General features: G+C 37.5%; 21 protein-coding genes and 2 pseudogenes. 5 read left to right on the top strand and 18 right to left on the bottom strand.

Annotation, left to right across the window (positions count from 1 at the left end; translation table 11 throughout):
* Positions 1-574: 574 nt before the first annotated feature.
* Positions 575-1,351, bottom strand: coding sequence for a GNAT family N-acetyltransferase (locus tag BGM26_RS04410; protein WP_217038510.1), 777 nt, complete (start codon positions 1,349-1,351; stop codon positions 575-577).
* Between the two features lie 149 nt (positions 1,352-1,500).
* Complete coding sequence (locus BGM26_RS04405) at positions 1,501-1,761, bottom strand: GNAT family N-acetyltransferase (RefSeq protein WP_254119004.1); 261 nt, start codon at positions 1,759-1,761, stop codon at positions 1,501-1,503.
* Positions 1,762-1,847: 86 nt separating this feature from the next.
* Here BGM26_RS04405 and BGM26_RS04400 point away from each other — a divergent pair, with 86 nt between their 5' ends.
* Both BGM26_RS04400 and lepB read left to right on the top strand, forming a co-directional pair.
* Positions 1,848-3,104, top strand: a complete 1,257-nt coding sequence (locus tag BGM26_RS04400; RefSeq protein WP_217038509.1) for an MFS transporter — start codon at positions 1,848-1,850, stop codon at positions 3,102-3,104.
* 32 nt (positions 3,105-3,136) lie between these two features.
* Positions 3,137-3,332, top strand: a pseudogene (lepB, locus tag BGM26_RS21375) (signal peptidase I); the annotation flags it as partial.
* A gap of 289 nt (positions 3,333-3,621) precedes the next feature.
* Here the strand turns inward: lepB and BGM26_RS04395 are convergent.
* The 3 genes from BGM26_RS04395 to BGM26_RS04385 form a co-directional block, all read right to left on the bottom strand.
* The gene (locus tag BGM26_RS04395; RefSeq protein ID WP_217038508.1) at positions 3,622-4,023 is read right to left on the bottom strand and encodes a VOC family protein; all 402 of its coding nucleotides are present in this window, start codon (positions 4,021-4,023) and stop codon (positions 3,622-3,624) included.
* Positions 4,024-4,683: 660 nt separating this feature from the next.
* Positions 4,684-5,160: a hypothetical protein gene (locus tag BGM26_RS04390; RefSeq protein ID WP_217038507.1), complete on the bottom strand. Its 477-nt coding sequence runs from the start codon at positions 5,158-5,160 to the stop codon at positions 4,684-4,686.
* Between the two features lie 48 nt (positions 5,161-5,208).
* Positions 5,209-6,231: a DUF3231 family protein gene (locus BGM26_RS04385; protein ID WP_217038506.1), complete on the bottom strand. Its 1,023-nt coding sequence runs from the start codon at positions 6,229-6,231 to the stop codon at positions 5,209-5,211.
* 485 nt (positions 6,232-6,716) lie between these two features.
* Here BGM26_RS04385 and BGM26_RS04380 point away from each other — a divergent pair, with 485 nt between their 5' ends.
* The gene (locus tag BGM26_RS04380) at positions 6,717-7,952 is read left to right on the top strand and encodes an IS110 family RNA-guided transposase (protein WP_217038505.1); all 1,236 of its coding nucleotides are present in this window, start codon (positions 6,717-6,719) and stop codon (positions 7,950-7,952) included.
* 100 nt (positions 7,953-8,052) lie between these two features.
* On the opposite strand, the gene BGM26_RS04375 is transcribed toward BGM26_RS04380, so the two are convergent.
* The 4 genes from BGM26_RS04375 to BGM26_RS04360 all read right to left on the bottom strand — a co-directional run bounded on the left by BGM26_RS04375 (position 8,053) and on the right by BGM26_RS04360 (position 11,870).
* The gene (locus BGM26_RS04375) at positions 8,053-8,331 is read right to left on the bottom strand and encodes a hypothetical protein (RefSeq protein WP_217038504.1); all 279 of its coding nucleotides are present in this window, start codon (positions 8,329-8,331) and stop codon (positions 8,053-8,055) included.
* Positions 8,332-8,483: 152 nt separating this feature from the next.
* Positions 8,484-9,344 carry an RNA polymerase sigma factor SigJ gene (sigJ, locus tag BGM26_RS04370; protein WP_217038503.1) on the bottom strand — a complete coding sequence of 287 codons (861 nt, stop codon included), beginning with the start codon at positions 9,342-9,344 and terminating at the stop codon, positions 8,484-8,486.
* A 57-nt stretch (positions 9,345-9,401) separates the two neighbouring features.
* Positions 9,402-10,595, bottom strand: a complete 1,194-nt coding sequence (locus BGM26_RS04365; protein ID WP_254119002.1) for an NAD(P)/FAD-dependent oxidoreductase — start codon at positions 10,593-10,595, stop codon at positions 9,402-9,404.
* A gap of 549 nt (positions 10,596-11,144) precedes the next feature.
* Positions 11,145-11,870, bottom strand: a complete 726-nt coding sequence (locus BGM26_RS04360; protein ID WP_217038502.1) for an alpha/beta fold hydrolase — start codon at positions 11,868-11,870, stop codon at positions 11,145-11,147.
* 360 nt (positions 11,871-12,230) lie between these two features.
* Here BGM26_RS04360 and BGM26_RS04355 point away from each other — a divergent pair, with 360 nt between their 5' ends.
* Positions 12,231-13,076, top strand: coding sequence for a mechanosensitive ion channel family protein (locus BGM26_RS04355; protein WP_217038501.1), 846 nt, complete (start codon positions 12,231-12,233; stop codon positions 13,074-13,076).
* 244 nt (positions 13,077-13,320) lie between these two features.
* On the opposite strand, the gene BGM26_RS21370 is transcribed toward BGM26_RS04355, so the two are convergent.
* The 7 genes and pseudogenes from BGM26_RS21370 to BGM26_RS04325 all read right to left on the bottom strand — a co-directional run bounded on the left by BGM26_RS21370 (position 13,321) and on the right by BGM26_RS04325 (position 18,270).
* Positions 13,321-13,743, bottom strand: coding sequence for a hypothetical protein (locus tag BGM26_RS21370; protein ID WP_254119000.1), 423 nt, complete (start codon positions 13,741-13,743; stop codon positions 13,321-13,323).
* 37 nt (positions 13,744-13,780) lie between these two features.
* The gene (locus BGM26_RS21365; protein WP_254118998.1) at positions 13,781-14,353 is read right to left on the bottom strand and encodes a serine hydrolase domain-containing protein; all 573 of its coding nucleotides are present in this window, start codon (positions 14,351-14,353) and stop codon (positions 13,781-13,783) included.
* A gap of 374 nt (positions 14,354-14,727) precedes the next feature.
* On the bottom strand, positions 14,728-15,075 hold the full coding sequence (locus tag BGM26_RS04345; protein ID WP_217040647.1) for a VOC family protein: 348 nt from the start codon (positions 15,073-15,075) through the stop codon (positions 14,728-14,730).
* Between the two features lie 242 nt (positions 15,076-15,317).
* Positions 15,318-15,590, bottom strand: coding sequence for a DUF2277 domain-containing protein (locus BGM26_RS04340; protein ID WP_217040646.1), 273 nt, complete (start codon positions 15,588-15,590; stop codon positions 15,318-15,320).
* Between the two features lie 377 nt (positions 15,591-15,967).
* Positions 15,968-17,014, bottom strand: coding sequence for a Vgb family protein (locus BGM26_RS04335; protein ID WP_217038500.1), 1,047 nt, complete (start codon positions 17,012-17,014; stop codon positions 15,968-15,970).
* 289 nt (positions 17,015-17,303) lie between these two features.
* Positions 17,304-17,556: pseudogene (locus BGM26_RS04330) on the bottom strand (tyrosine-type recombinase/integrase); the annotation flags it as partial.
* Positions 17,557-17,700: 144 nt separating this feature from the next.
* Positions 17,701-18,270 carry a DUF3995 domain-containing protein gene (locus BGM26_RS04325; RefSeq protein WP_254118996.1) on the bottom strand — a complete coding sequence of 190 codons (570 nt, stop codon included), beginning with the start codon at positions 18,268-18,270 and terminating at the stop codon, positions 17,701-17,703.
* A 611-nt stretch (positions 18,271-18,881) separates the two neighbouring features.
* Between BGM26_RS04325 and BGM26_RS04320 the strand changes: the two genes are divergently transcribed.
* Positions 18,882-19,409, top strand: a complete 528-nt coding sequence (locus BGM26_RS04320; RefSeq protein WP_217038499.1) for a hypothetical protein — start codon at positions 18,882-18,884, stop codon at positions 19,407-19,409.
* 345 nt (positions 19,410-19,754) lie between these two features.
* Here the strand turns inward: BGM26_RS04320 and BGM26_RS04315 are convergent, their stop codons facing one another.
* Positions 19,755-20,291: a hypothetical protein gene (locus tag BGM26_RS04315; RefSeq protein WP_217038498.1), complete on the bottom strand. Its 537-nt coding sequence runs from the start codon at positions 20,289-20,291 to the stop codon at positions 19,755-19,757.
* Between the two features lie 334 nt (positions 20,292-20,625).
* On the bottom strand, positions 20,626-21,261 hold the full coding sequence (locus tag BGM26_RS04310) for an FMN-dependent NADH-azoreductase (RefSeq protein WP_217038497.1): 636 nt from the start codon (positions 21,259-21,261) through the stop codon (positions 20,626-20,628).
* Positions 21,262-21,388 lie beyond the last annotated feature (127 nt).

The raw sequence follows: 21,388 nt of genomic DNA, 5'->3' as shown, positions 1-21,388 counted from the left end.
GACTCCAAGGATCACGGTGTACCACCGACTGTCGCGCCCTATATGGGTAGCACTCATGGGAGATTAATCCTTATTTTGGTCGTTGCGTCAGCCAATTCTATACTTTTTATAGAAGGAAGTTTCTTGATTATCTGTCAACTCAATAAGACACTCAGAAGGCTCAGCTTTTTTTTAAAAGCGTTTTTACTGGATCTATTTTGTTATGCGTTTTTCTCGGTTTTGAGCTTTTTTAATTTTCATGGGAGTTCAAGAGGAAAATTCCTTAGTAGCATCCATTATTAACCCCAACCAAAACTCAGATTGTCTTGATTTAACTTACTCTCATTTTAAAAATAATTATACTTCTTCTTGAAGAAACCTGCTCCGTTACTTTAAGTACAAAGTTTCACAAACTCGCCTAAATTTGAACCTAGATATCTAGGTGTTATTCAAAAATATGGCCCTTTAATGCAAAAAAAGCACAGATCCATGCTCTGGAAATGCACCCGGTTGTTGAAGATACCAATATTTATTTATCAATTGTTGTTTCGTACTTATCTGAAACAAAATGTTCAATATAATTGAATAGATGTTTTCATACAAATATTGAATATTTCATAGGGTTTCCAAATCCTAATTTTTCGGCTAATTTGATAGATGACTTATTTATAATGTCACAATCCCATCGCGGCGTTATATTATTTTCGAGACAGTGATCTATAAATGTTTTTGCAATGATAGATGCTAATCCTTGTCCCCTATAATCTTCGTTAGTTGTAATATCAATTTCTGAGAATTTAAGTGAAGAAAAAATTGAAGTACATTCACTAACCACTTTTCCTTTGTGAAGAATACAAAAACCGAAACTCTTCTCCATAAAATTGGAGACAGATCCCCAATATTCCTTATAGTAATCCGCATTAAATTCCGAGCAATTTGTTATTAATTCTTCGTTTAATCTCCTAATAAGATAATCACCAGAAAATTGATTCTTGTCAGGAGTTTTCTGCTTATTACCGTATACAAAAGAATACCTGCTCATCTGTTTTATACAATCTTTAAATCGCTCATTAATTACACGGTCCCAGTTTTCATTTGATGAAAATAATGTGAATCGTAATTTCTCACTTTTTCTTTGACAATACAATTCAAAAAGAAAATCATTAAATTCTTGATTGTCTTCTTTTCCCGTAACGAAATAAATACCGGATTCTATTCCAATTAGTACCGTCTCAGGAATTTTAGAATCCGCATAAACAAATCCATTAATATAATGATTCAACACTGAATAAGAAAAAGTTGGAACGGTCTCTACGTTGCCTTCTATTAAATTAATAACATTATCAAAATCAGTTTCATTAAGGATTATCATAATAACTACACCCTTCTCTCTGAATCTTAATAACAAATATTTCAAGTTTATATACTTTTACAATTTATTATTCCAGAAAATGGCCCTTTAATGAAAAAGAGCGTAGATCCAACTCTAGAACAGCGTCCGATTGCGGAACAAGAATCAATTCATCCCTCTCTTAATTTGATCATGTTATACCAGCTTACTCCACCATGTTCTGATTCAGACATGCCATGACTAACAAATCCAAATTTTTCATAAAAAGAAACTAATTCTTGTTTACATGTTAAAGTAATTCCTTCTCTTTCATTTTCTTCTACAAGCTCTTCCATTTTCTCTATTAAAATCTTTGCAAATATGTACTTGCTCCCTTTTGCGCAAGTGGTATCATAATTTTTTTGAATAGCGTGAGTAATCAATCTACTCATGGATAAGTTATCATTTATTATCATACATATCTAGAGTAAATTAGATTTTATCTGTTCAATTTATTTAACAATAAGGAGGACAAAAAATGAAACGTTCGCGGACAAGATGGCTTTATGTGGCTCCTGCTCTATTTTTGTTGTGGGCTGTTGGAAATTTGGATAAGGTAGGAATATCAGTTATTGTTACAAACGAAAACTTTTTAAATCAAATGGGACTTAATGGTAAATTTGCAGAGATTGGTTTATTGATGACTGGATTTACTCTTTTTTATGGACTCTCCAGTGTGTTCTGGGGGTACGTTGTCGATCGTATTGGGCCACGGTATACTGCCATCATTGGTTTGAGCCTCTGGAGTGTCAGTTTAATTTTGGGCGGCTTAGCGGGAAGTTTCGGATCGGTACTGGTTTCTCGCATTATTTTAGGATTCGGTGAAGGTATCATGTTTCCAATGACGAACAAATTTATTGCACATTGGTTTCACCCAAAGGAATTAGGGAAAGCACAATCCACATGGGTTTATGGGCAATACTTAGGTCCAGCCTTAGGTATTCCGATGCTTGTATGGATTATTGCTGTTTCCAGTTGGAAAATCTCCTTTTTTACTCTAGCAGCCATCACCTTAGTTATTAACATACCACTTATCTTCTTCCTTACTCGGGATAAGCCTTCGCAACATTTTGCTGTTAATCGTTTAGAGTTAGACCATATTGAAGGTGGACAAAAGGTTAAAGCACAAGAATCAAATATGAACCATAACTTCCTTAAGGATAAAAGGTATTGGTTAATCTGTTCAGCTTTTCTAATGATTGCAGTACTATTTTATGGAATTAGTTTTTGGATGCCGACTTATTTAGAAAAAGCCCGGGGGTTTTCGTCTTCAGAGATGGGCACCTTAACATCTTTATCATGGATCATGGCAATTATCGCTGTTTTTATAACTGGATATTTAGCGGATAAAACACGTCGACCTGCATTCATGGGCTCAGTCATTTTTATCATCTGTGCCATTTCTTTGCTACTCGTTTCATTTGTATCTAGCCCAATTATCGCCGCTATAATGTTAGGGATTGCGCTTTCTTGTGTTGCTAGTCAATTATTAATAAGTCAGCTATTGATTGTAAAGTATTCAAGTCCAAAAAATACTGGTAAGGCAGCCGGAATTATGGGAGTATTAAATATTGCTGGCGGATTTACGACTGTTATTATGGGTTATATAGTTGATGTCACAGGGGGAAACTATACAGCAGCCATGTTATTTTTAGTGTTATTCCCATTCATAGGGGCATTAAGTTATACCGGAATATTCCGTAGCGAAAAAAAGGAGCTTTCTATTATATCATAAGGTGAAAATAAGCATCAGAGAACAAAGATTAAATAAAACGTGTAATTGGATTACCCGGAGACAGTATTGAGTATAAAGACGATACATTGTATATAAATGGAAACCCTTACGATGAACCGTATTTAGATAAATATAAACAAGAAGTAACGGATGGAGGATAACAGGAGATACAGTAAAGACAGTCGCCATATCGGGGCTGTTCCAATGGAAAAGGTCCCTCATTGTTAAACTAAAGGTTGTTTTAGTAAAAAATCCATGTCTTTATCTTGTGAAACGGTTCACCGTCATGCATATAAATGAGGTTTCCATTTATTGTGCATAGGCTAGTTCCAATATGTGTTAATATAATTTATTGTAAGACCAATAAATTAACACGGGCTAATACAGTTGATTTGTATTAGTTTAACTCACGAATTTTTCCTTCTAAGCAACGATTTTGGATTGAATGACAGATATGAGATTATACGGGGAGTAGAAAAACGCCGGTGACCTTAAGTAGGTGACCGGCGTTTCCATATTAGCGTTTCGGCATTTTGCTCTCATCCATGTACAACAGGTTCCAGCGGTGACCGTCCAGGTCGGCAAATCCTGCGCCGTACATCCAGCCATCAATTTCACTCGGCTTGCCAAAGATGCTTCCTCCGGCAAACTCTACTTTTTGAATAAATGCATCTACTTCTTCTTTGCTTTCAGCGCCAATGGAAAATATTACTTCTGCGCTATGGGAAGTATCTGCGGTTTTTGAACCTGTAAATTTCTCAAACGCCGCATCCGGGAACAGTAGAATCGTTGTTTGTCCTATGGCAAGCTTGGCTCTCTCGTTACCAACGCTCACCGCATGGAATCCAATCTCATTGAAAAAGGCAGTTGACCTCTCAACATCTTTGACCGGCAGGTTAATCCAAATCTCCTGTGACATGGCTGTAGCCTCCTGGAATATATTTTCAACTACTCCTACTATACTCTACTTCTGGCAAGAGAAGCGAATCTTATAAAAGAAACCGCAACATAAATAATACAAGTACCATATACTCATTATCAAAGAAGTCGGCTGGGTAGGTTTACCAAATGATGATGAGTTATTATTAAGCTAACGAGAATCGATAGTTCAATAAATGTAGAAAAGATGGTTCTTCCCTAGCGTAGGAAAAATCAGCTTATTGTTTCCAAAACTTTCTTAACGATGTTAAAATCTGGGGAATCGTCAAGAAAATGGGTTTAGCGTTGTAAATCCGCATTTTCCTGACGGGACCCCTGGCCGAAATCAGCAGCATGCCCCCTGTTAAATGATTTTGTTGCCTTCAAGGCAACAGCTCGCCTTAAGGCGATATTCCATAATCGCGCCCGATTGTGGAATATCGAAATATGAAAAAGGCGTGCTTGATTTAACTACGTGATAGCCAACAAGAACAATAGTATGTAGAAGTAAAATAAGCGTATTAATCGAATATCCGTTTATCTGTACGTATATTTCTTTTGTATAAATAAAGCGAAACGCGAAGAATACCCCACATAATATCAATATGTTGCAATTATAATCAAGGATTATTTAAACAAAGCTATCTCCTTTTACTGCGAGTTAGTTACCATATTTTACTTTCAAATTTCTTAATACAATTTGTATTAAGAAGCCAATACTTATGCCGGGAATCAAAAACAACATAGGTAAAAAAACAGGACCGAATAACACCCCAAATATTTTTAAACTTGAGGAATAGATCAGCCCTACGGTTACGAAATAAGCACTAAAGACAAAAGGAAGAAAGGAATAAGGTACATTTGCACCACATCCAGCATCCCGATAAGCATCCCATATAGAAAACATATAAAGGCATGGATAAAACATCAGCCATTGATAATTTGTTTGGTCAATAGCTAATTGTATTTCACCTTGAAAACTGTAAATAATTACTTGGTTAAAGTTTGATAAAACGTTGATTAAAACCTCTAATAAAATCAAAAGTAATCCCTTGGGAAACTTGCCATTTAAAAGTTGTCCAAATCCAGGTAATGCAATACTCCAAAGGACTTTCTCCACTCGTCCTTCCTTTGTCATTCATTCACTTCCTATGGCTAACCGATCTTAATTCAGCTTGAGATGAATTTAACTATTTTGGTTTTTATTTTTTGCAAGTTTCTCTTTATCCATCGTTCCGGGTGGCTGTTCTAACCATCCATGTTGAATCATAATATCAGCACCATCTTTGGCATATTGACCGATTTCAATTGATAAACGTTCATAATTCATGGCTATATCACTTCGCTGACTTGCAGCAGCTGATGTTGCGTAATTTCCTAGTCCCACTGCACCTAATAATCCCATGAAAAACATTGTTAATTTATCCGAAAATGGCGGAGTTGTTGAATCAGTAATAGCCACTTCTGATGAGGTAGGTGGTTGTATATCATCATCCATAAGAACTTTTGTAAAGATTTGAACATGTTTATTTGAAATATCCCTTCCTCTTAACATCCATTTTTGTATATTTTCTCTCGGTGATGTTTGCGCAAAGCTCAGTGCCAAGCTTCCCCCTATAACGTTGGTTTGGGTATTCATATGTAAGTATGATATTTCTATTGCATTTAGTGGTCTTTTGTTGGTAAATGGATTCAATCCACTTAAATATTTTTTGCTGTCTATAAAGTCTGTTTTAGTCGGATAAGCGATATAGGGCGGTCTAACAAAGAGTCCTTTTGAAAGGGATATATCAGCACCAGTGTCGTATAAGTTAGATACTTCGGTAAGACCCTCAATAAAATATGCTCTTATATCCTTTCTAGCACTCATAGCAATAAAACCACCGTATGCTAGTAAACCTGCTCTCGATATGTGGCCAATATATTCAAGCATAAACGTATCAGTATATAAACGAGGGGCATTCATATTGACATCATCAATTGTAAACCCTGTCGGTAACGAGAGTTTTTCCTTTTGAAATATATGAGTAAGTTTTTCGATATGGGTAGATGAAAGGTCATAAGCATGTTGAATAATAGGACGGATTTCTTGATCTTCTACATCTTTTAGAAAATAACCTAAAATACATTTAGACATACTATCATTCATGTAAGCAGTCCAAATACAAGCTATTTCAGCTGATGTAAGTTGAGTGTGATGTTCAGTCATAAGAATTAGTTACCTCCAAATAATAATTCAATGCTAGATTATTCTTTGCAAATAACCGTATATTATGACAAAGGCCAAGGAAAAAAATATTCCTTGGCTCTTTTATTACTTCTTGTTTAGTTATCCAGCACTGTTAATTAAATTATCTTAGGGCTTCCTCAAGGTATTCCTTATACAAGAATATGGCCCTTTTCATGAGGAAAGACGCTTTCCTTATTTCAGAAAAGCGCCCTTTTGTATTATAAGGTCAGCCAGAAAATATTTCTGGTTGACCATTTTTTATATCGATATATGATAACGGTAGCCGGGGTAGAACGTAAGCGCCCGTGGGGCTAAGACCCCGTCCGCAAAACGGTTCGCCCCCTACTTGTAGAAACATGTTTGAGGCTGGTTGGGACGTAGATCTCGTATAACAAGCGAAGCTATGACACTATGAGGAGGATTTAGGGGTTACCGGCAATTATATTTTTGAAGGAGGAATTTGAATGAATCCAGTCGTTGGTCTGGATGTAGCAAAAGGTGAAAGTCAGATTCAAGCATACTTGGAAAGAAAGAAGCCCTACAAGAAAAGTTTTAAAGTAAAACATGATCTTGATGGGTTAGCTAGTTTATTAGATTTTATTAAAGAGATAGAAGATATTTCAGGAGAGCGTCCCCCTATTATAATGGAATCAACGGGTCATTATCATACACCTGTTGTTCAATACTTTGAGGACAAAGGCTATTTAATCATTATCGTAAATCCACTTATCTCTTATAAAGCAAAAAGTTCTAGTTTGCGAAAGGTAAAAACAGATATCATTGATGCCAATCACCTCTGCGAGCTGTATTATAAAGAGGATTTAGAGCCTTATAAAAAGCGTGGTATTCAGCTTATGAACTTACGTCATCTTACGAGACAGCACGATAATATTACAGGCATGTTTGTACAAACCAAACTACAATTTCAGGCCGTTTTAGATCAAGTTTTTCCTGAATATAGTAAGGTTTTTGGAGACTTATATTCGGATGTTTCTTTAAAAACATTACAAGTATTTCCTAATTCAGAAGATGTCTTGAAAGTTGATACTGAAACATTAACAACTAAAATAAAAGAATTCTGTAATACTCGTTCACTACAATGGGCAAACAAACAGGCTGAAAAGCTAAAGACTGCCGCAGCTCGAAACCCTTTTCAGAAGGCTTTATACTCTAGTCTTGCCCTGAGCTTAGACATGTATATTAATATGCTCTTTGAATACAAAAAACATCTATCCATGCTTGAAAATGAGATAGATGCTTTAGCAAAAAGTATTAAAGAATCTAAGATTATCCGATCAATTCCCGGTATCGGTGAAAAAATCGCAGCCACGATTATTTCTGAAATTGGGGAAATTGAAAGGTTTAATCACCCTAAGAAACTAGTCGCATTTGCCGGACTTGATCCAAGTATCTTTGAATCTGGAACATTCAAAGGTACTTACAATCGAATTACCAAAAGAGGCTCAAGCAGACTACGGCAAGCTTTGTATATGGCTGTTAAATGGGCTATTCGTGACTGTCGCAAACAAAAAACAACGGATGAAATCCTTCCTCGTAATAAGAAATTACGAGCGTTTTATGATAAAAAACGGGAAGAAGGAAAACCTTTTAGAGTAGCTGTGATAGCTTGTGCAAACAAACTCTTACATTGGATTTATGCACTTTTAATAAACAAAACTTCTTTCCTAGATTTAGCTTGATTTAACAATTTGACCAAGTGAACCATAACTTTCCAAACATAGTATTTGGACAGTTATTTAGTATGCACAAGTTTAGTATAACATGATATTTTTAATATTTTTATTGAAAAATGTTGACAACTATTGGCTGGTTTTGTGGAACAACAAGGTATGTCTTTTTCTCAAACGCCGCATCCGGGAAAAGTAGAATCGTTGTTTGTCCTATGGCAAGCTTGGCTCTCTCGTTACCAACGCTCACCGCATGGAATCCAATCTCATTGAAAAAGACAGTTGACCTCTCAACATCTTTGACCAGCAGGTTAATCCAAATCTCCTGTGACATGGCTGTAGCCACTGGAATATATTTCCAACTACTCCTCCTATACTCTACTTCTGGCAAGAGAAGCGAATCTTATAAAAGAAACCGCGACATAAATAATACAAGTACCATTTACTCATTATCAAAGAAGTCGGCTGGGTAAATTTACCAAATGATGATGAGTTATTATTAAGCTAACGGGAATCGATAGTTCAATAATGGGTACCACCTACCTATACCCTGGTAAGCTTATCCGGGTTTCGTACGATGTAAACTCTGTCACACTTTCCATGGAGAGGTTGTATAAATATAGCGGCTACAGTTTCGTCTCCCGCACGGAGTACGATACCGATCTCACCATTCAAAGAAACTATCTCAAAGTGGAGACTTCCCTGATAATAAGACGCTATGCCCTTGTACCCAAGCAGGAATTGGGCCACACGATCACGTGTTTGTACTGGACGCGTAGACGCGATTACTTTTCCACCTCCGTCGGTGACGAGCATGACGTCTTCCGTCAGCAGGGACAACACATGATCGACGTTACCTTGCTCGAGGGATGTGAGGAACCGGCTAACCCATTCCAATTCGACCGCTTCGGCTGCGACTGTCTCCTCCTCTGATATTTCCATCTTGCTTCTTGCCCGGCTCATCAGCTTGCGGCAATTAGTCTCTTGCTTGCCAAGCAGTTCGGATATTTCGGGATAATCGAAGCCAAGCGCCTCACGAAGGACGAAAACCACCCGCTCTGTCGGCGTCAGACGCTCCAACAGTACGAGCATGGCGTAAGACAGTAAATCGCGGCGGACGACCGTTACCTCGAGTGTATCCTCCTTTGGCGTCCGAATTGGTTCGGGGAGCCACGGACCGACGTACACTTCCCGCCTCTTTCGTGCCGACTTCTGCAGATTGAGACAGCGATTGGTTACCATTTTACACAAATACGCCTTTGGCTCCTCCAAACGTTCGGGATGTACGTCGAGCGCCTTAAAAAACACGTCCTGCACCACATCCTCCGCGTCTGCCGCAGAGCCTGTCAACTGATAAGCCAGCGTAAACATCAACGCTTTATATTGATTGTACAATTCTTCCATTCGCTGTTTCTCCTTTTCTGGGCTGTTAGAACTATTGCAATCTTGGTCTCTTCGTTTCTATCGAAGGTAACTGGCTTGATCCTCTACCAGCTTCTTGATTTTTCCCGGAATCCTTCCTGTCATGACCATATCGAGTCCCCATGTGCGTATCCAGAACAACCCTTTTTGCCCCAGTGCGATGGTGAAAGCATCCATATTCGATTTGGCTGAATGATGACTTGGAGCCGGACGGCCCTCCAAATCTGCCATCACGATTTTCCCCAGTCGTAACCCCTGCTCCCCAGCTTCAAAGCACGTCATCTGAGTTGCTCTGCCGTCTCTCGGATCGACGATTCCCGCACAGTCGCCAATGCTGTAAACGTTTGACATCCCTTGGACGCGATAACATTCATCCACCAGTACCTTCCCATCAGGAGTAAGCGGCAAGCCCATACCGAGCAGGCCCGGATTCGGTATCAGACCAATCATCCATATACAGAGGCCGACTGGCAGACTGTCGCCATTGCTAAACGTCACTACTCCTTCTTCCTCCCGTAACACCTTGCGATTGTTAAGCACTGTCACTCCACATTTACTGAGCTCCTGATCCAGCTTCCGTCTAAATTTCTCCGACACTTCCGGGAGCAGGCGTTCCTGTGAATTCAGTAAATAGACAGAGGTATCGGATGAATTTAGTCCGAGTGCCGTTGCTTCCTTCTTCATGGCGAGAGCTAGTTCTGCAGACGTCTCAATGCCACTGATCCCCGCTCCCACAATCGCGATTGTTGTCAGCCGATTTCGTTCTTTAGGGTTCGTCTCGTGAGCAGCCCGCCGCAGGTTGGTACACCAGCGCTCCCGGATGTCTGCCGCAGCTTGAGGGTCGGTCAAGGCGATGCCACCTTGGTCAGTATCTGGACGTCGAACGATGCTACCAACCGTCACGACTAAAAGGTCATAGTGAATTTGTGCATCATTTCCTTGCGCATCCGTATATCGAGCCTGTTTTTCCCCACTATCCACAGACGTAACCGCACCTTGTACGAATTCAAATCCTTTTAAAACCAAATTATTCCAGGGGATTACAATCTCTTCCTCGACCGCGGTCGGCCGGAACAACCTCAATTTGCGCAAATGACTGGGCTGTTTGTCTAACAGAACAAACCGAATCCGCCGTTCATTCGCCATTCCTTGGGTCGTTTTTTGTATTGATTTAAGCGCTTGAAGCCCTGCATAGCCGCCTCCGATAATGATACATGTCAAGTCGTTCATCATTCCTCAGCTCCTTTTTTATGTTTCATACATATAACAATGTAAGACTCTGATTTGTGACATCGGAAACGAACGAATGAGAAATTTTTTTTGTTGCACTACCTATCTTTTTGATAATTGATTCTATTCCATTGTTTTGCATTGCTGAATTTTGATTTAATGTATAGAAACTTGATGTCAAACTATGCTATAATCCCATGTTCATTGTTTCTTGTTCACCTCATGGCAAACCATATTCTTCAAGACTACAACATCCTATTTTCCTGTTAAAATATTTGAAGATTAAGATCCTAATTCTGAATGGAGATCATTCTTTACAAAAACACGCTTAAGTCCGGTAACTATTACGATTATCATACCTACTGGTGTAATGGTTCCTTCATCGAACTATCATGTTACTTAAAAATTCAACATAAGAAAATTCCCATCTGTATTACCCTACTTATTCAACAAAATGGCCCTTTATTGGAATAATTAATTCTGACCTCTCTCATAAAATCACTTAATAAACTAACACACCATAGTTTAAGAATAATCCTTCACAATCTAATCTTAAATAATGTCAATCAGCTTTTTTATCGCACTGACTACCACTTCTGGTTCATCATTTTGTATATAATGAGCACTGTTTTTAGCAATCACCAATTCACCATTTGAGGATATTTCAAGAATCTCCCTCTGCATTTCATTCCATAACTCTTGTGATTCCTTTGAATAATGAGCTTTCTTACCAGCTGAAAGAACAATTAATGGGACATTTAATTTAAGTCTGGTTTCTTTTAACTGCTTTAGGCTTTTCATAAATTCATCATAATTGCCTTCATAAACGAATTGCTTGTTGTATGCTTGTTGAAAATCCTGTGACATTGTTGGGAGAAATCTTTCTCTGTAATCTTCAGGCGTAGAGTCAACCAAGACAAGTCCACAAACTTCATTATGATATTCAGTTGCATACATCCGCATATTAACTCCACCAAATGAATGACCGACTAATATGTAAGGAGGTTTAATATTGGCTTCAATAAGAAGTTCCTTTAATTCTTTTACCATCTCACGGCTGATTCTGGGGTTAGAACTTGTTTCACTTTTACCAAGTCCTGCTCTATCATAAATTAGAACATTAGAGAGCTTTGAAATATCCCCAATTACTGAATCCCACGCCTTGGAAAAATCCCCATATCCTGCGTCCATTATGACTGTTGGTTTTCCGTTATTTTCTCCCACCAATTTAGCATATAGTTTACAATCACTTATTTTCACAAACATGTCTTTAGTCATTTACTCCATTCCTCTCATTAGCCAACTATCAGTTAGTTAAAATTTAACAATTTCAACACTCCATCTTCAACTAATCAGCCCTTACTTTAAGTACATTTCTTCAAATTCTTTATTTGTATCTTTATTACGCTTTTAGTAATATTAAGTTTCAATTCCCTCATTGACCGTTATCGCTATATCTTTTAATATCCATTTAGCAGCGGAAAAACATTATTGGCAATATAATCGTTCCTCAATAAGCACAAAGAGGGTTTTTTTAATTATGGAATCATGCTATTGTTAAGGTTTGTTGGGAAGGTAAGGTTTTTCTCCTTATCCACATTCCTTTTGTATAGTGTAATAAAAGTGGGAGTTGATAGGATGTTTTTCTCGGGGATGTTCCAGCAGTTGCCCATAAAAATTATAACGGTGGCAGTGCTGATTATACTCACGGTTTATTTAATCCGCAAATCCATCAATCTTTTCTTTGCAAAAACGAACATCTTGGACGAAAAGCGGGAAGAGACATTTAAGCAATTCGCTAGCCAGGTGACAAAGGTATTGGGACTGGTGTTCTTCTTTATTTATGTGCTTAGCCATTTCTTCAACCTGGCAAAGCTTTTCACTGGTTCGGTCGTTTTGGCAGGTGCCTTTGCATTGATCCTCCAGCATATCATCCGGGATTACATTATGGGGATGACCTACTTGTTTGAGCGCCAGATCCAACACGGGGATTATGTCATTATCAATGGAAATCGTCAGGGGAAAATCGAGGAAATCAGCATACGCCACCTGAAGATCCGCCAGTATGACGGATACCTTTATACGATCTCATATAGTAGCATCACGGAACTTCAGAACGGGAACCGGAGAATGCGCCGGGTGAACGAAAGCCTTGTCCTTAACTATATGCAAAATCCGGACGATGCCTTCAAGGTTATGGAGGAAGTGGAACAAACATGCAACGAGAAATACGGTGAATACCTGTTGAAGGATGAGAACGGCGTTCCCGTGGAGAGTTTCAAATTCAACCAAATCACTGAACTGAACGTGGATTTCAGGGGTCACCGGTATTCAATATCAGGTCTTGTGAAGGAAGCGGATTTCACGGAAGCAGGCAAAAAAGTGAGGTATGAACTGGCAATAGCTGCCTACAAGAACGACTTGATGATGGCAGAGAGCGGGGAATTGGAAGCTAAGATGGCTGGTGTTTCTCAAGTTTCCTAGTAAACAGAACATCGAATCCTTTTAAACCCGGAAATATACGAATCTTTAAAGAAAATAAGATGCAAATACCGTTGGAAAAGCAATTGCTGCAGAAGGTTTATAGTTTATGAATTCCTTTCTTCAAAAAAGTAGACTGCTATTTAAGCAGTCTGCTTTATCCTTCTTAGATAAACCTGCAACGTTACTTTAAGTACAATACTTCACAACCTATCCCCAAATTTCGTCTGTTTTTCCGAAAATAGACTTATTCTGTTATTTTTACATTTTTGATTATTTTCACCATCATCTTTGCTGCGACACTATGCCCGTAAAACTGATTGACCGTTCCTGTAAGATATAGATCAGTCTTTGGATGGTAAAATGAAAAAGCACCTGTCTGCCCCCAATATCCAATTAATCCATTTTTTAATTCTTTAATAGATATGGGTTGATTTGCAATCCCAACACCATAAAAGAATAATCCCGGACCAAAAAGAAATTTCCAATCTTTAAGCTCATTGAAATATTCTTTTGGAAAGAAATGTCCATTGATAAATGCCTTTAAAAATATCATAGATTCCTTCGCTGTCGATACAATGCCTCCTTCTAGTCCTATTGATGACATATATTTGGGTAAGTAGATTTCCTTATCTTTGTAATAGATAGAGGCTGGTCGTTTATCATTCACGTCTTCATATAAGTACGTATCATCTAATTTTAGTTCATCAAAAAATAAATTCCTTGAAAACCGTATGGATATCTTTTTTTGTTATCGTTTCAATAATCTTTCCTAATAGCTGATAATTTGTATCAGAGTATTGAGCCTTTTTACCAGGAGCAAATTTTGGTTTCTTTTGTTTTACACTTGCTATTGTTCTTTCAAAGCCCCAACTCTGATCTATTCCTGCTGTTAATTCCCTAATCACAACAGAGGAAAAGTAATCAGGTATTCCTGATGTATTGGACATTAAATATTTGATTGTTATATCTTTGGAGTGTTCTATGCCTTTAAATAGGTGGAGTTCATGTAGAATTTCATCAGAAAAATATTCGGAGATTTTATCTTGGAGATTCAGACAGCTTTCTGATCTTAATTTTAGTAAGACAGCCGTGACGTATAATTTTGTTACACTTGCGATAAAATATGGTCTATCTGTAGTCAGATTCCCAGCTCCGTATAAGAGCGATAAAGAGTTACCTCCATTTTCGACACATAATACAGCACCATATATGTTTTTCTTTGATACTGCAGATGACACTAATTCATCAACAAATGATGGCTCAATTGTTGTTAACAATTATAATAGCCCCCTCTCATTCATAAAGGATCTTTTACTTTTATCTTCAATTTTCCAAAAAGTAAATCTTTCAATATTCACAACCTCAATACTTATAACCATAATACTTATAGCATTATTCTCATTCAACTATTCCGCTCCGTTACTTTAAGTACATTTCCTCACCAGCTCTTCTAAATATTAACGTAAATACCCATTTTTCTTAAAAGGTTTTGTTCCGTAATCCGGCCCTTATACGTAAAAGAACGCTACCCTTTCTCAAGGATAGCGTCTGATTGTTGAAGATCTTAAAATAAAGAATCAATACTTCAACACTATTTCTTATTGTGATAACGCACCTGTTTGTTCAACAAAATATGATTAATTACAGCTCGTTATTTCTCCCATAGCTCAACCAGTCTACCCTCAGGATCTTCAATCCAAATAAAATTACCAAATTCACTTATCTCTTTTTCCTTTACAAGAGGTACACCAATTTGTTCAAGATGCTTAATAGTTTCGTTTAGATTATAAACTTGGAAATTTAACATCACTTCCTGTTCTGTCGGGAAATAACTATCATCTTCAGTAAAGAAAGAAAAGATAGTTTCATTTCCTGAATGGGGTTTAATAATAGTCCCATTCCAATTTTCTATTTCAATCTTCAACACTTCACTGTACCATTTTTTTATAGCATCTAGATTTTTAGTCCTCCAAAATATTCCCCCGAAACCTTTTATCATCATAATTTTCTTCCTCACTCCTCTAATTTCATTAATTTTTCGATTAAAATAGAAATTCAAGAAATAAACACAAAATCCTTCTTCAACCAACCTTCCCCTTTAGCAAAGAGCGACTAAAACTGCTGATTCAAGTCAAATTACCATTAACGCATCCATATTCTAATTAGCTGGTTTAATGAACAATGATGAATTGAAAATATAAATACAATTTCTTTAATTTCATTTCTAATCTTAAGTCATCACTAATTCGTACCAAACCTTTTAGCTGCTCTGGTACGAGCACGCTCAGCTTCGACCTCACGATTGCGAGGCTCGGCACTGGTTTCCAGCGTATTCATTAAGTTCCTAGAAACCATTGCTATCTCATTAACTGCACGATTAAACGCCTCCTCGTTCGCCTTTGAGGGCTTGTTATAGCCCGTTATCTTTCTGACGTACTGAAGAGATGCTGCATGAATCTCTTCATCGGTAGCTGGTGGGTTGAAATTAAATAATGTTCTAATGTTTCGGCACATATGTTTCTCCTTTTTGTTTTCATTATTAGTAATTTCCATCTACAAAGAAGGCCTAATATCCTTTCTTCCGAAAAAGTAACACAAAGTTATTTAGAAGTAGAAAAGTATATTAACTGCAAGGATTTACTAACATAGATGTTAATATAATTGTTCCTCGTTTCATAGTCATATAACCCAACCATAGCAGTATTTCCGTCAATAGATGATTATGTATCGAATTGAACTACACCATAAAGGCATAATTTAATAAACCAAAAGGTCAGCCAGATTTTATTTCTCTGATTAACCTTTTGATATAGAGTCTTATTACACAACATAGTTGCCACTGATTTGGCTAATGTGCAAACGGAAGCTTAAGAAGAGCTTCCGTCTGATGATTAGCACGTGTCATCCCGATCGTGCTGGTAAACCAGCGTCTTGGGATTCGTTTTGCCAAACGTCAGGTACCACGGCACCCCTAATGGTCCACACTTTTTATAAGGAAGCACAATTTCCTTGAATTTCTTTGTATGGACATTGTAACGCCGTACTGAACCGGTAAATTTGCCAGTAGGAGCCCCGGTAACATTGTCGAACGGGCCCGTAATAGGGACAAACAATTTTCCATCCGGTCCAAAAAGAAGTGCCTGTGCGAAGGCACGCGGTTTTCCCGGAGCATAGAGGTCAATCTTGTCGAGAAACTTACCCGTTTTACCGTCAAAGATCAGAATTTTGTCAGTGTCATTAGGATCATCAAGGTTTTTAAAACTGGTGACATAGAGGTTGCCGTCAGGACCGAAGACCAAGCCTTCGGGACGATGGAGGTTGTTCTTGTTATCGCTCACAATGAACAAATCGTATCCCCCTGATTTCAAGTTGAAGCGCAGCACCCATCCTTTATTCGGATCTGAAAGGTCTACGACGGAGACATAAAGCAAGCCGTCAGGACCGAAGACCAATCCGCGGGGGTGGAAAGGGCTGAAGCCAGAGTGGTTGAGGTTGCCAAGAAACACCCCCGAGGTGCCATTATATTTCCGTACTGCTCCCGGTACGTCTACCGGCACGTCATCTTTAATAAAAAAGTCACCAATATCAGCCACAAACAGGACATTATTATTAGAGAGGACAATGCCCCGCGGTGCTAACGGAGATCCTGGTTCGGCTGAACGGACGAGTTCACCCAATAACGCCCCGGTTTGTCCAATAAATTTCAATACGTCACCATTCTCTGGCTGCCCGACCTTCTGGTTCGAAACAACGAGATTGCCCTTATGGTTAATGATAAGTCCCCGGGGACCATGCAAGTTTCCACTATTTGGCGGAACAAAAGTGCCAAGGAACTTCCCAGTTTCCGGGTCGAAAGTCTTCACAGTGTCGTCGAAGGCGTCACCAATGTAGAGAAAATCGCACTTGAAGCATCTGTCTTCTTCTTTTTGATTTTCCATTTTATCACCCTTTTAATAACATATTTTAAGTAAAAAACTAGCTTTTACCTAAATTACTATATGCTTACGGGAGATTTTTCGTATGGGACAATCATGCTGATAAAATTGCGTATTTTTAAAGTTATCTGCTAGTTACTTTTTAGTACTTTCTTTCACGATCTCTAACAATTAATATATTAATATCCAAATCAACTTCCAAGTGTTATTCAATTATTTGGCCCGATAACAAAAAGACACGCATTTTTATATGCGCGCCTCGATTTCGAATAAAGTTTAATTTATAAATCTTTCAAAAATATTTACTATAAAAATCGTGTCTCAATTTCCACTTAGTTGAGCATATATTTTTGTGGTCTCACTCTTCTCATGACCAAGTTCTGAATCACTTCAAGTAGCGCACCGTTATTAATCATATGTATAGCATAGCTGTGTCGTAATTGATGAGGATTTATACTCTTTTTTATCCCAGCTCGATTTGATACGCGTTTGATAATATATCTCAGATTATCAATACTCATACGCCTGTTTGGCCTTCTTTCCGTTTTTCTCGATATTAACAGTTTCAGTAACTTATCACTATACTTAGGGGACTCCTTTCCCATGCCTGAATTCCACGATTTATCTTCCGTCTCTCTACAAAAATTACTTTACCGCCTTGCTGTACTCGTCTATCTATAACACATAAACTACGCAAATCGCACACCCAGTAACCCTGTGACCAACCCAACGGTGGTACCAAGCATGCACACAGCAAGCCAAACTTTCCTGCTCCGCGCTCTTTTCAGTTGAGACCATCCTGCAATAGCAAATAAAATGCCTTCAATCAAAAACCACGGTTCGAAAATGACCAGATCCCACACCACGTACATATCATCATGGATATCAAATGTCCCATTCTCCAAGCCAATCACACCTGTGATTTGCAAGCCACGATAGATAATGCCAAAAATACCATGAGCAGTGGCTATCGAACACCCTAACACGGAAATGGAAAGCAACAATAAGCGCAGAATTTTCCTATTGCCTAAATAAATGAAACCAAGACCTACGAGTCCTGCAGCAATAAAGATTGGTGTAGCAACCCAATTAATTAGTTGAAACTGAGAAGATACAGCCACGCTGGGTTTTAGTAGGAACAGCCCCATTCTTCCGCCTAAAGCCCAATATAGGTGTGGCAACATATAAGCAATGGACCATACAAAAACAGCGATCCCCGCCCAAAAGGACGATTTTGATTGCGGTGGTTTTGACGACAAATTCGTATCCACTAACGATCACCTCAACAGTGTCCTAAGACCCTTTGTGTAAGAACTTGTACTTAACACTTGATCTACTTCTTACGTTATGATACTTTTAACATTTTTCTGGCTAATAACCAGATTACCAGACTTGTTCCCCATAAGATCAAAGCGGAGCCCAATCCCGCTACAGACATAAATACATTTATTTGATATTCCCCCAGCGTGACCTTCTCAGGTACAAACAGTAATGTAATCATCGCAAGTAAACAAAGGACTTAAGGCGGTTCATCGGCAAAAAAGCCCTTTACACCTTTATATTTACATTTATATTCAGGCCGGCAAATAATTGAACTATTCTGCTTGTCCACTTATCTCTATATGCCTTATTCATCGGTATCGCCCAAAAATTGAAAAAGAGCACTTATCTTTGCTACCGATAAACGCTCTTTAATGGAATAACTTAATTATTTTTTCCTCAATCCTAAACTATATAATTCTTGTTAAACTAACGCACCCGGTAATTCAAGAAGGTTTTACTCTGTGGAAATAATTATTGTCTAGAAACATCTAATTTCTTCTAACTTCGAGTTATAGTACAATAAAACTAAAAAGGTCCGAGGTATCTAATGATAAAAGGAAATTCTTACATTCTTGTTTTCTCCGTGCTTGTTTTTTCAATAATACTACTTCTATCAACTACACCTATAATAATTAAAACTTTACTTGTTATCATAACGATTGGGTTTCTATTTCCTATTATTAGAGAGAATCTATTTAAAGACAAATTCAGAAAAATTAAAGTGGCTTTCTATTCATCATTAACCTTTACAATTGGATTTTTTCTAATCTCTTTTCTAATCTCTTTGATTGAGGAACAATCATTTAATTTTAGTGGAGATTTATTTCTTTTTATTATTGTGCTTTTTTATAGTTTAATTGGAAATTTTGTTTATGGCTTACCTGTCTCACTAATTGCCGAATTTATCTCAATGAAGTTTTTCAATTTTCGAATCTGGTTATCTGGATTAATCCATATTGGGTTTGGGTTGGGTACATACTTTATTGACCCAAATTTTTTGATTCCTGCGATTATTTGCTCGATAATCTTTTTTGCTCTTGATGAAATTACTAAAAAAAAATCAACTTCTTTTTGAACTAAACTACATGCTTTAGTTTAAACACATTTTTTCACAATCTCAATTGAATGTACTAAGCTTTACTAAAGCCTATACATAAATAAGAGCGCAATTTTTATTTGAACTGCCCCCTGTCAAGTAGACAACGGAAATAATAAAATTGATATAAGCGCTCTTTAATGGAAAAACTAATAATAAGTTTTCAACTCTAAAATCATTTAACTCTTCTTCGTCCTAACACATCCATTAGTTAAAGTGCGATTACCCTAAAATTGGTTGAATGCGCCCGATGATTGAAGATCCATAAACCATGAAAGCGACAAATGTTTTCCGAGTGATAAGTTAATGTTTTGGCAATAATTTTTATGCCAATAGGTAGCGAATCAATCCCAATATGGCAAAACAAAATAAAGCTATGCCAGACCCTATGCCGGTGATTACACTGCTGGCAACGCCCAATTTTTTGGATCCCCATGGTGATATTACCGCAATTACTATCATAAGTACCGCTAATATATACAAACTGGAGTCTTTAAAGATGTTTACTAACCAGAAAAAATGAACACCTACGATCAAAGCAATCCACGGAGCAACATAATCCTTTTTTTTACTTCGGATCAACAAGAAAGCGCCGAGACCCGCTATAAAAAATTCAGTGTAGAAAACAATTAGGTAGTTATTAAACGTGTCCTTTTCTGACAAAGTAGTAGCCGCATCCCAGTGCGTCACGCTTAAGTACACGCCAATAAAGCATACTAACACCGCAATTCCGGAAGCAGCCCCGATATACTTGCGCCAATTTTCTCTGGGTTTCTCCTGAGCCCACCCGAACCAAACAAAACTAAACATAGCGAAAATGGCTGTGTACATCACATAGTCCCTTATATATTCCGACTCCATAGTCATCCCCCTTCTGTTTAAATTTATTATCAGATATTTTTACATATACCCTCGAAAAGGTTTATTAAGGGGAAAACAACGTATGATAACTACAGAAGAGATAGTTAGCAATATGTAATAAATTTTTTATTAAAGGAGTTGTGTCATTCTCGGAAATTTTGCACATCTCCTTTTAAAAACAGATTAACCAACACTTTGAAATTGAAAATAAGCCCTCAATACATTATTTATTCTGAAACGATAGATTACACACTCAATATTTACCTTTGTCAACTATCCAAAAAAGCCCTTGCTGTGTGCAAAGACTTTTCTTTTGACAAATTTACTATATGATTTAAAAAGCATGGGCTAAGTCTTTGGCACGAGCAATACCATTTTCTTTAATTTCTTGAGCTTTATCTGGCATTGCATTATGTCCTTCGATAAATAAACCTTCAAAAGAAGGTACACCAAAGAAACTCATGATCACACTTAAGAAGCGATGACCCATTTCTACATCAGCAGCTGGACCTTCAGAATAAACACCTCCACGAGCTTGAATATGAAGTGCTTTTTTATCTGTTAATAGACCAACTGGACCTTGTTCAGTATATTTAAATGTTTTACCCGCAACAGCGACAGAATCAACATACGCTTTCATTACTGGAGGGAATGAAAAATTCCATAAAGGTGTTACAAATACATATTTATCTCCTGACATAAACTGTTCACTTAGTTCATTAAGACGTCCCACTTTTGCTTTTTCTTCTGCTGAAAGCTCTTCAAATCCTTTACCAGATTGAAGTTTTCCCCATCCACTGAAAACATCCGTATCTATATGAGGGATATTCTCTTTATATAAATCAATATGAACGATTTCATCATTCGGATTTACTTCTTTGTATGTCTCAATGAACGCTTTTCCTGCTGCCATACTGAAAGATTGTGTTTCATCATTTGGATGAGCTGTAATGTATAATACTTTTGCCATGCTATTTTCACCTTCTGCTTTAATATTTTTATGTAATCTGTCTTAGCACTTACAAACAAAATAAGTTTTTTTGGACTATATATGAATAAAAAGGATTCAAAGAATTTGTCAGTTCGTACAAATCCCT

It is taken from the genome of Bacillus sp. FJAT-29790, from assembly GCF_019039215.1.
Lineage (GTDB): Bacteria > Bacillota > Bacilli > Bacillales > Cytobacillaceae > Cytobacillus.
This window is presented reverse-complemented; position numbering and strand designations above follow the sequence as displayed.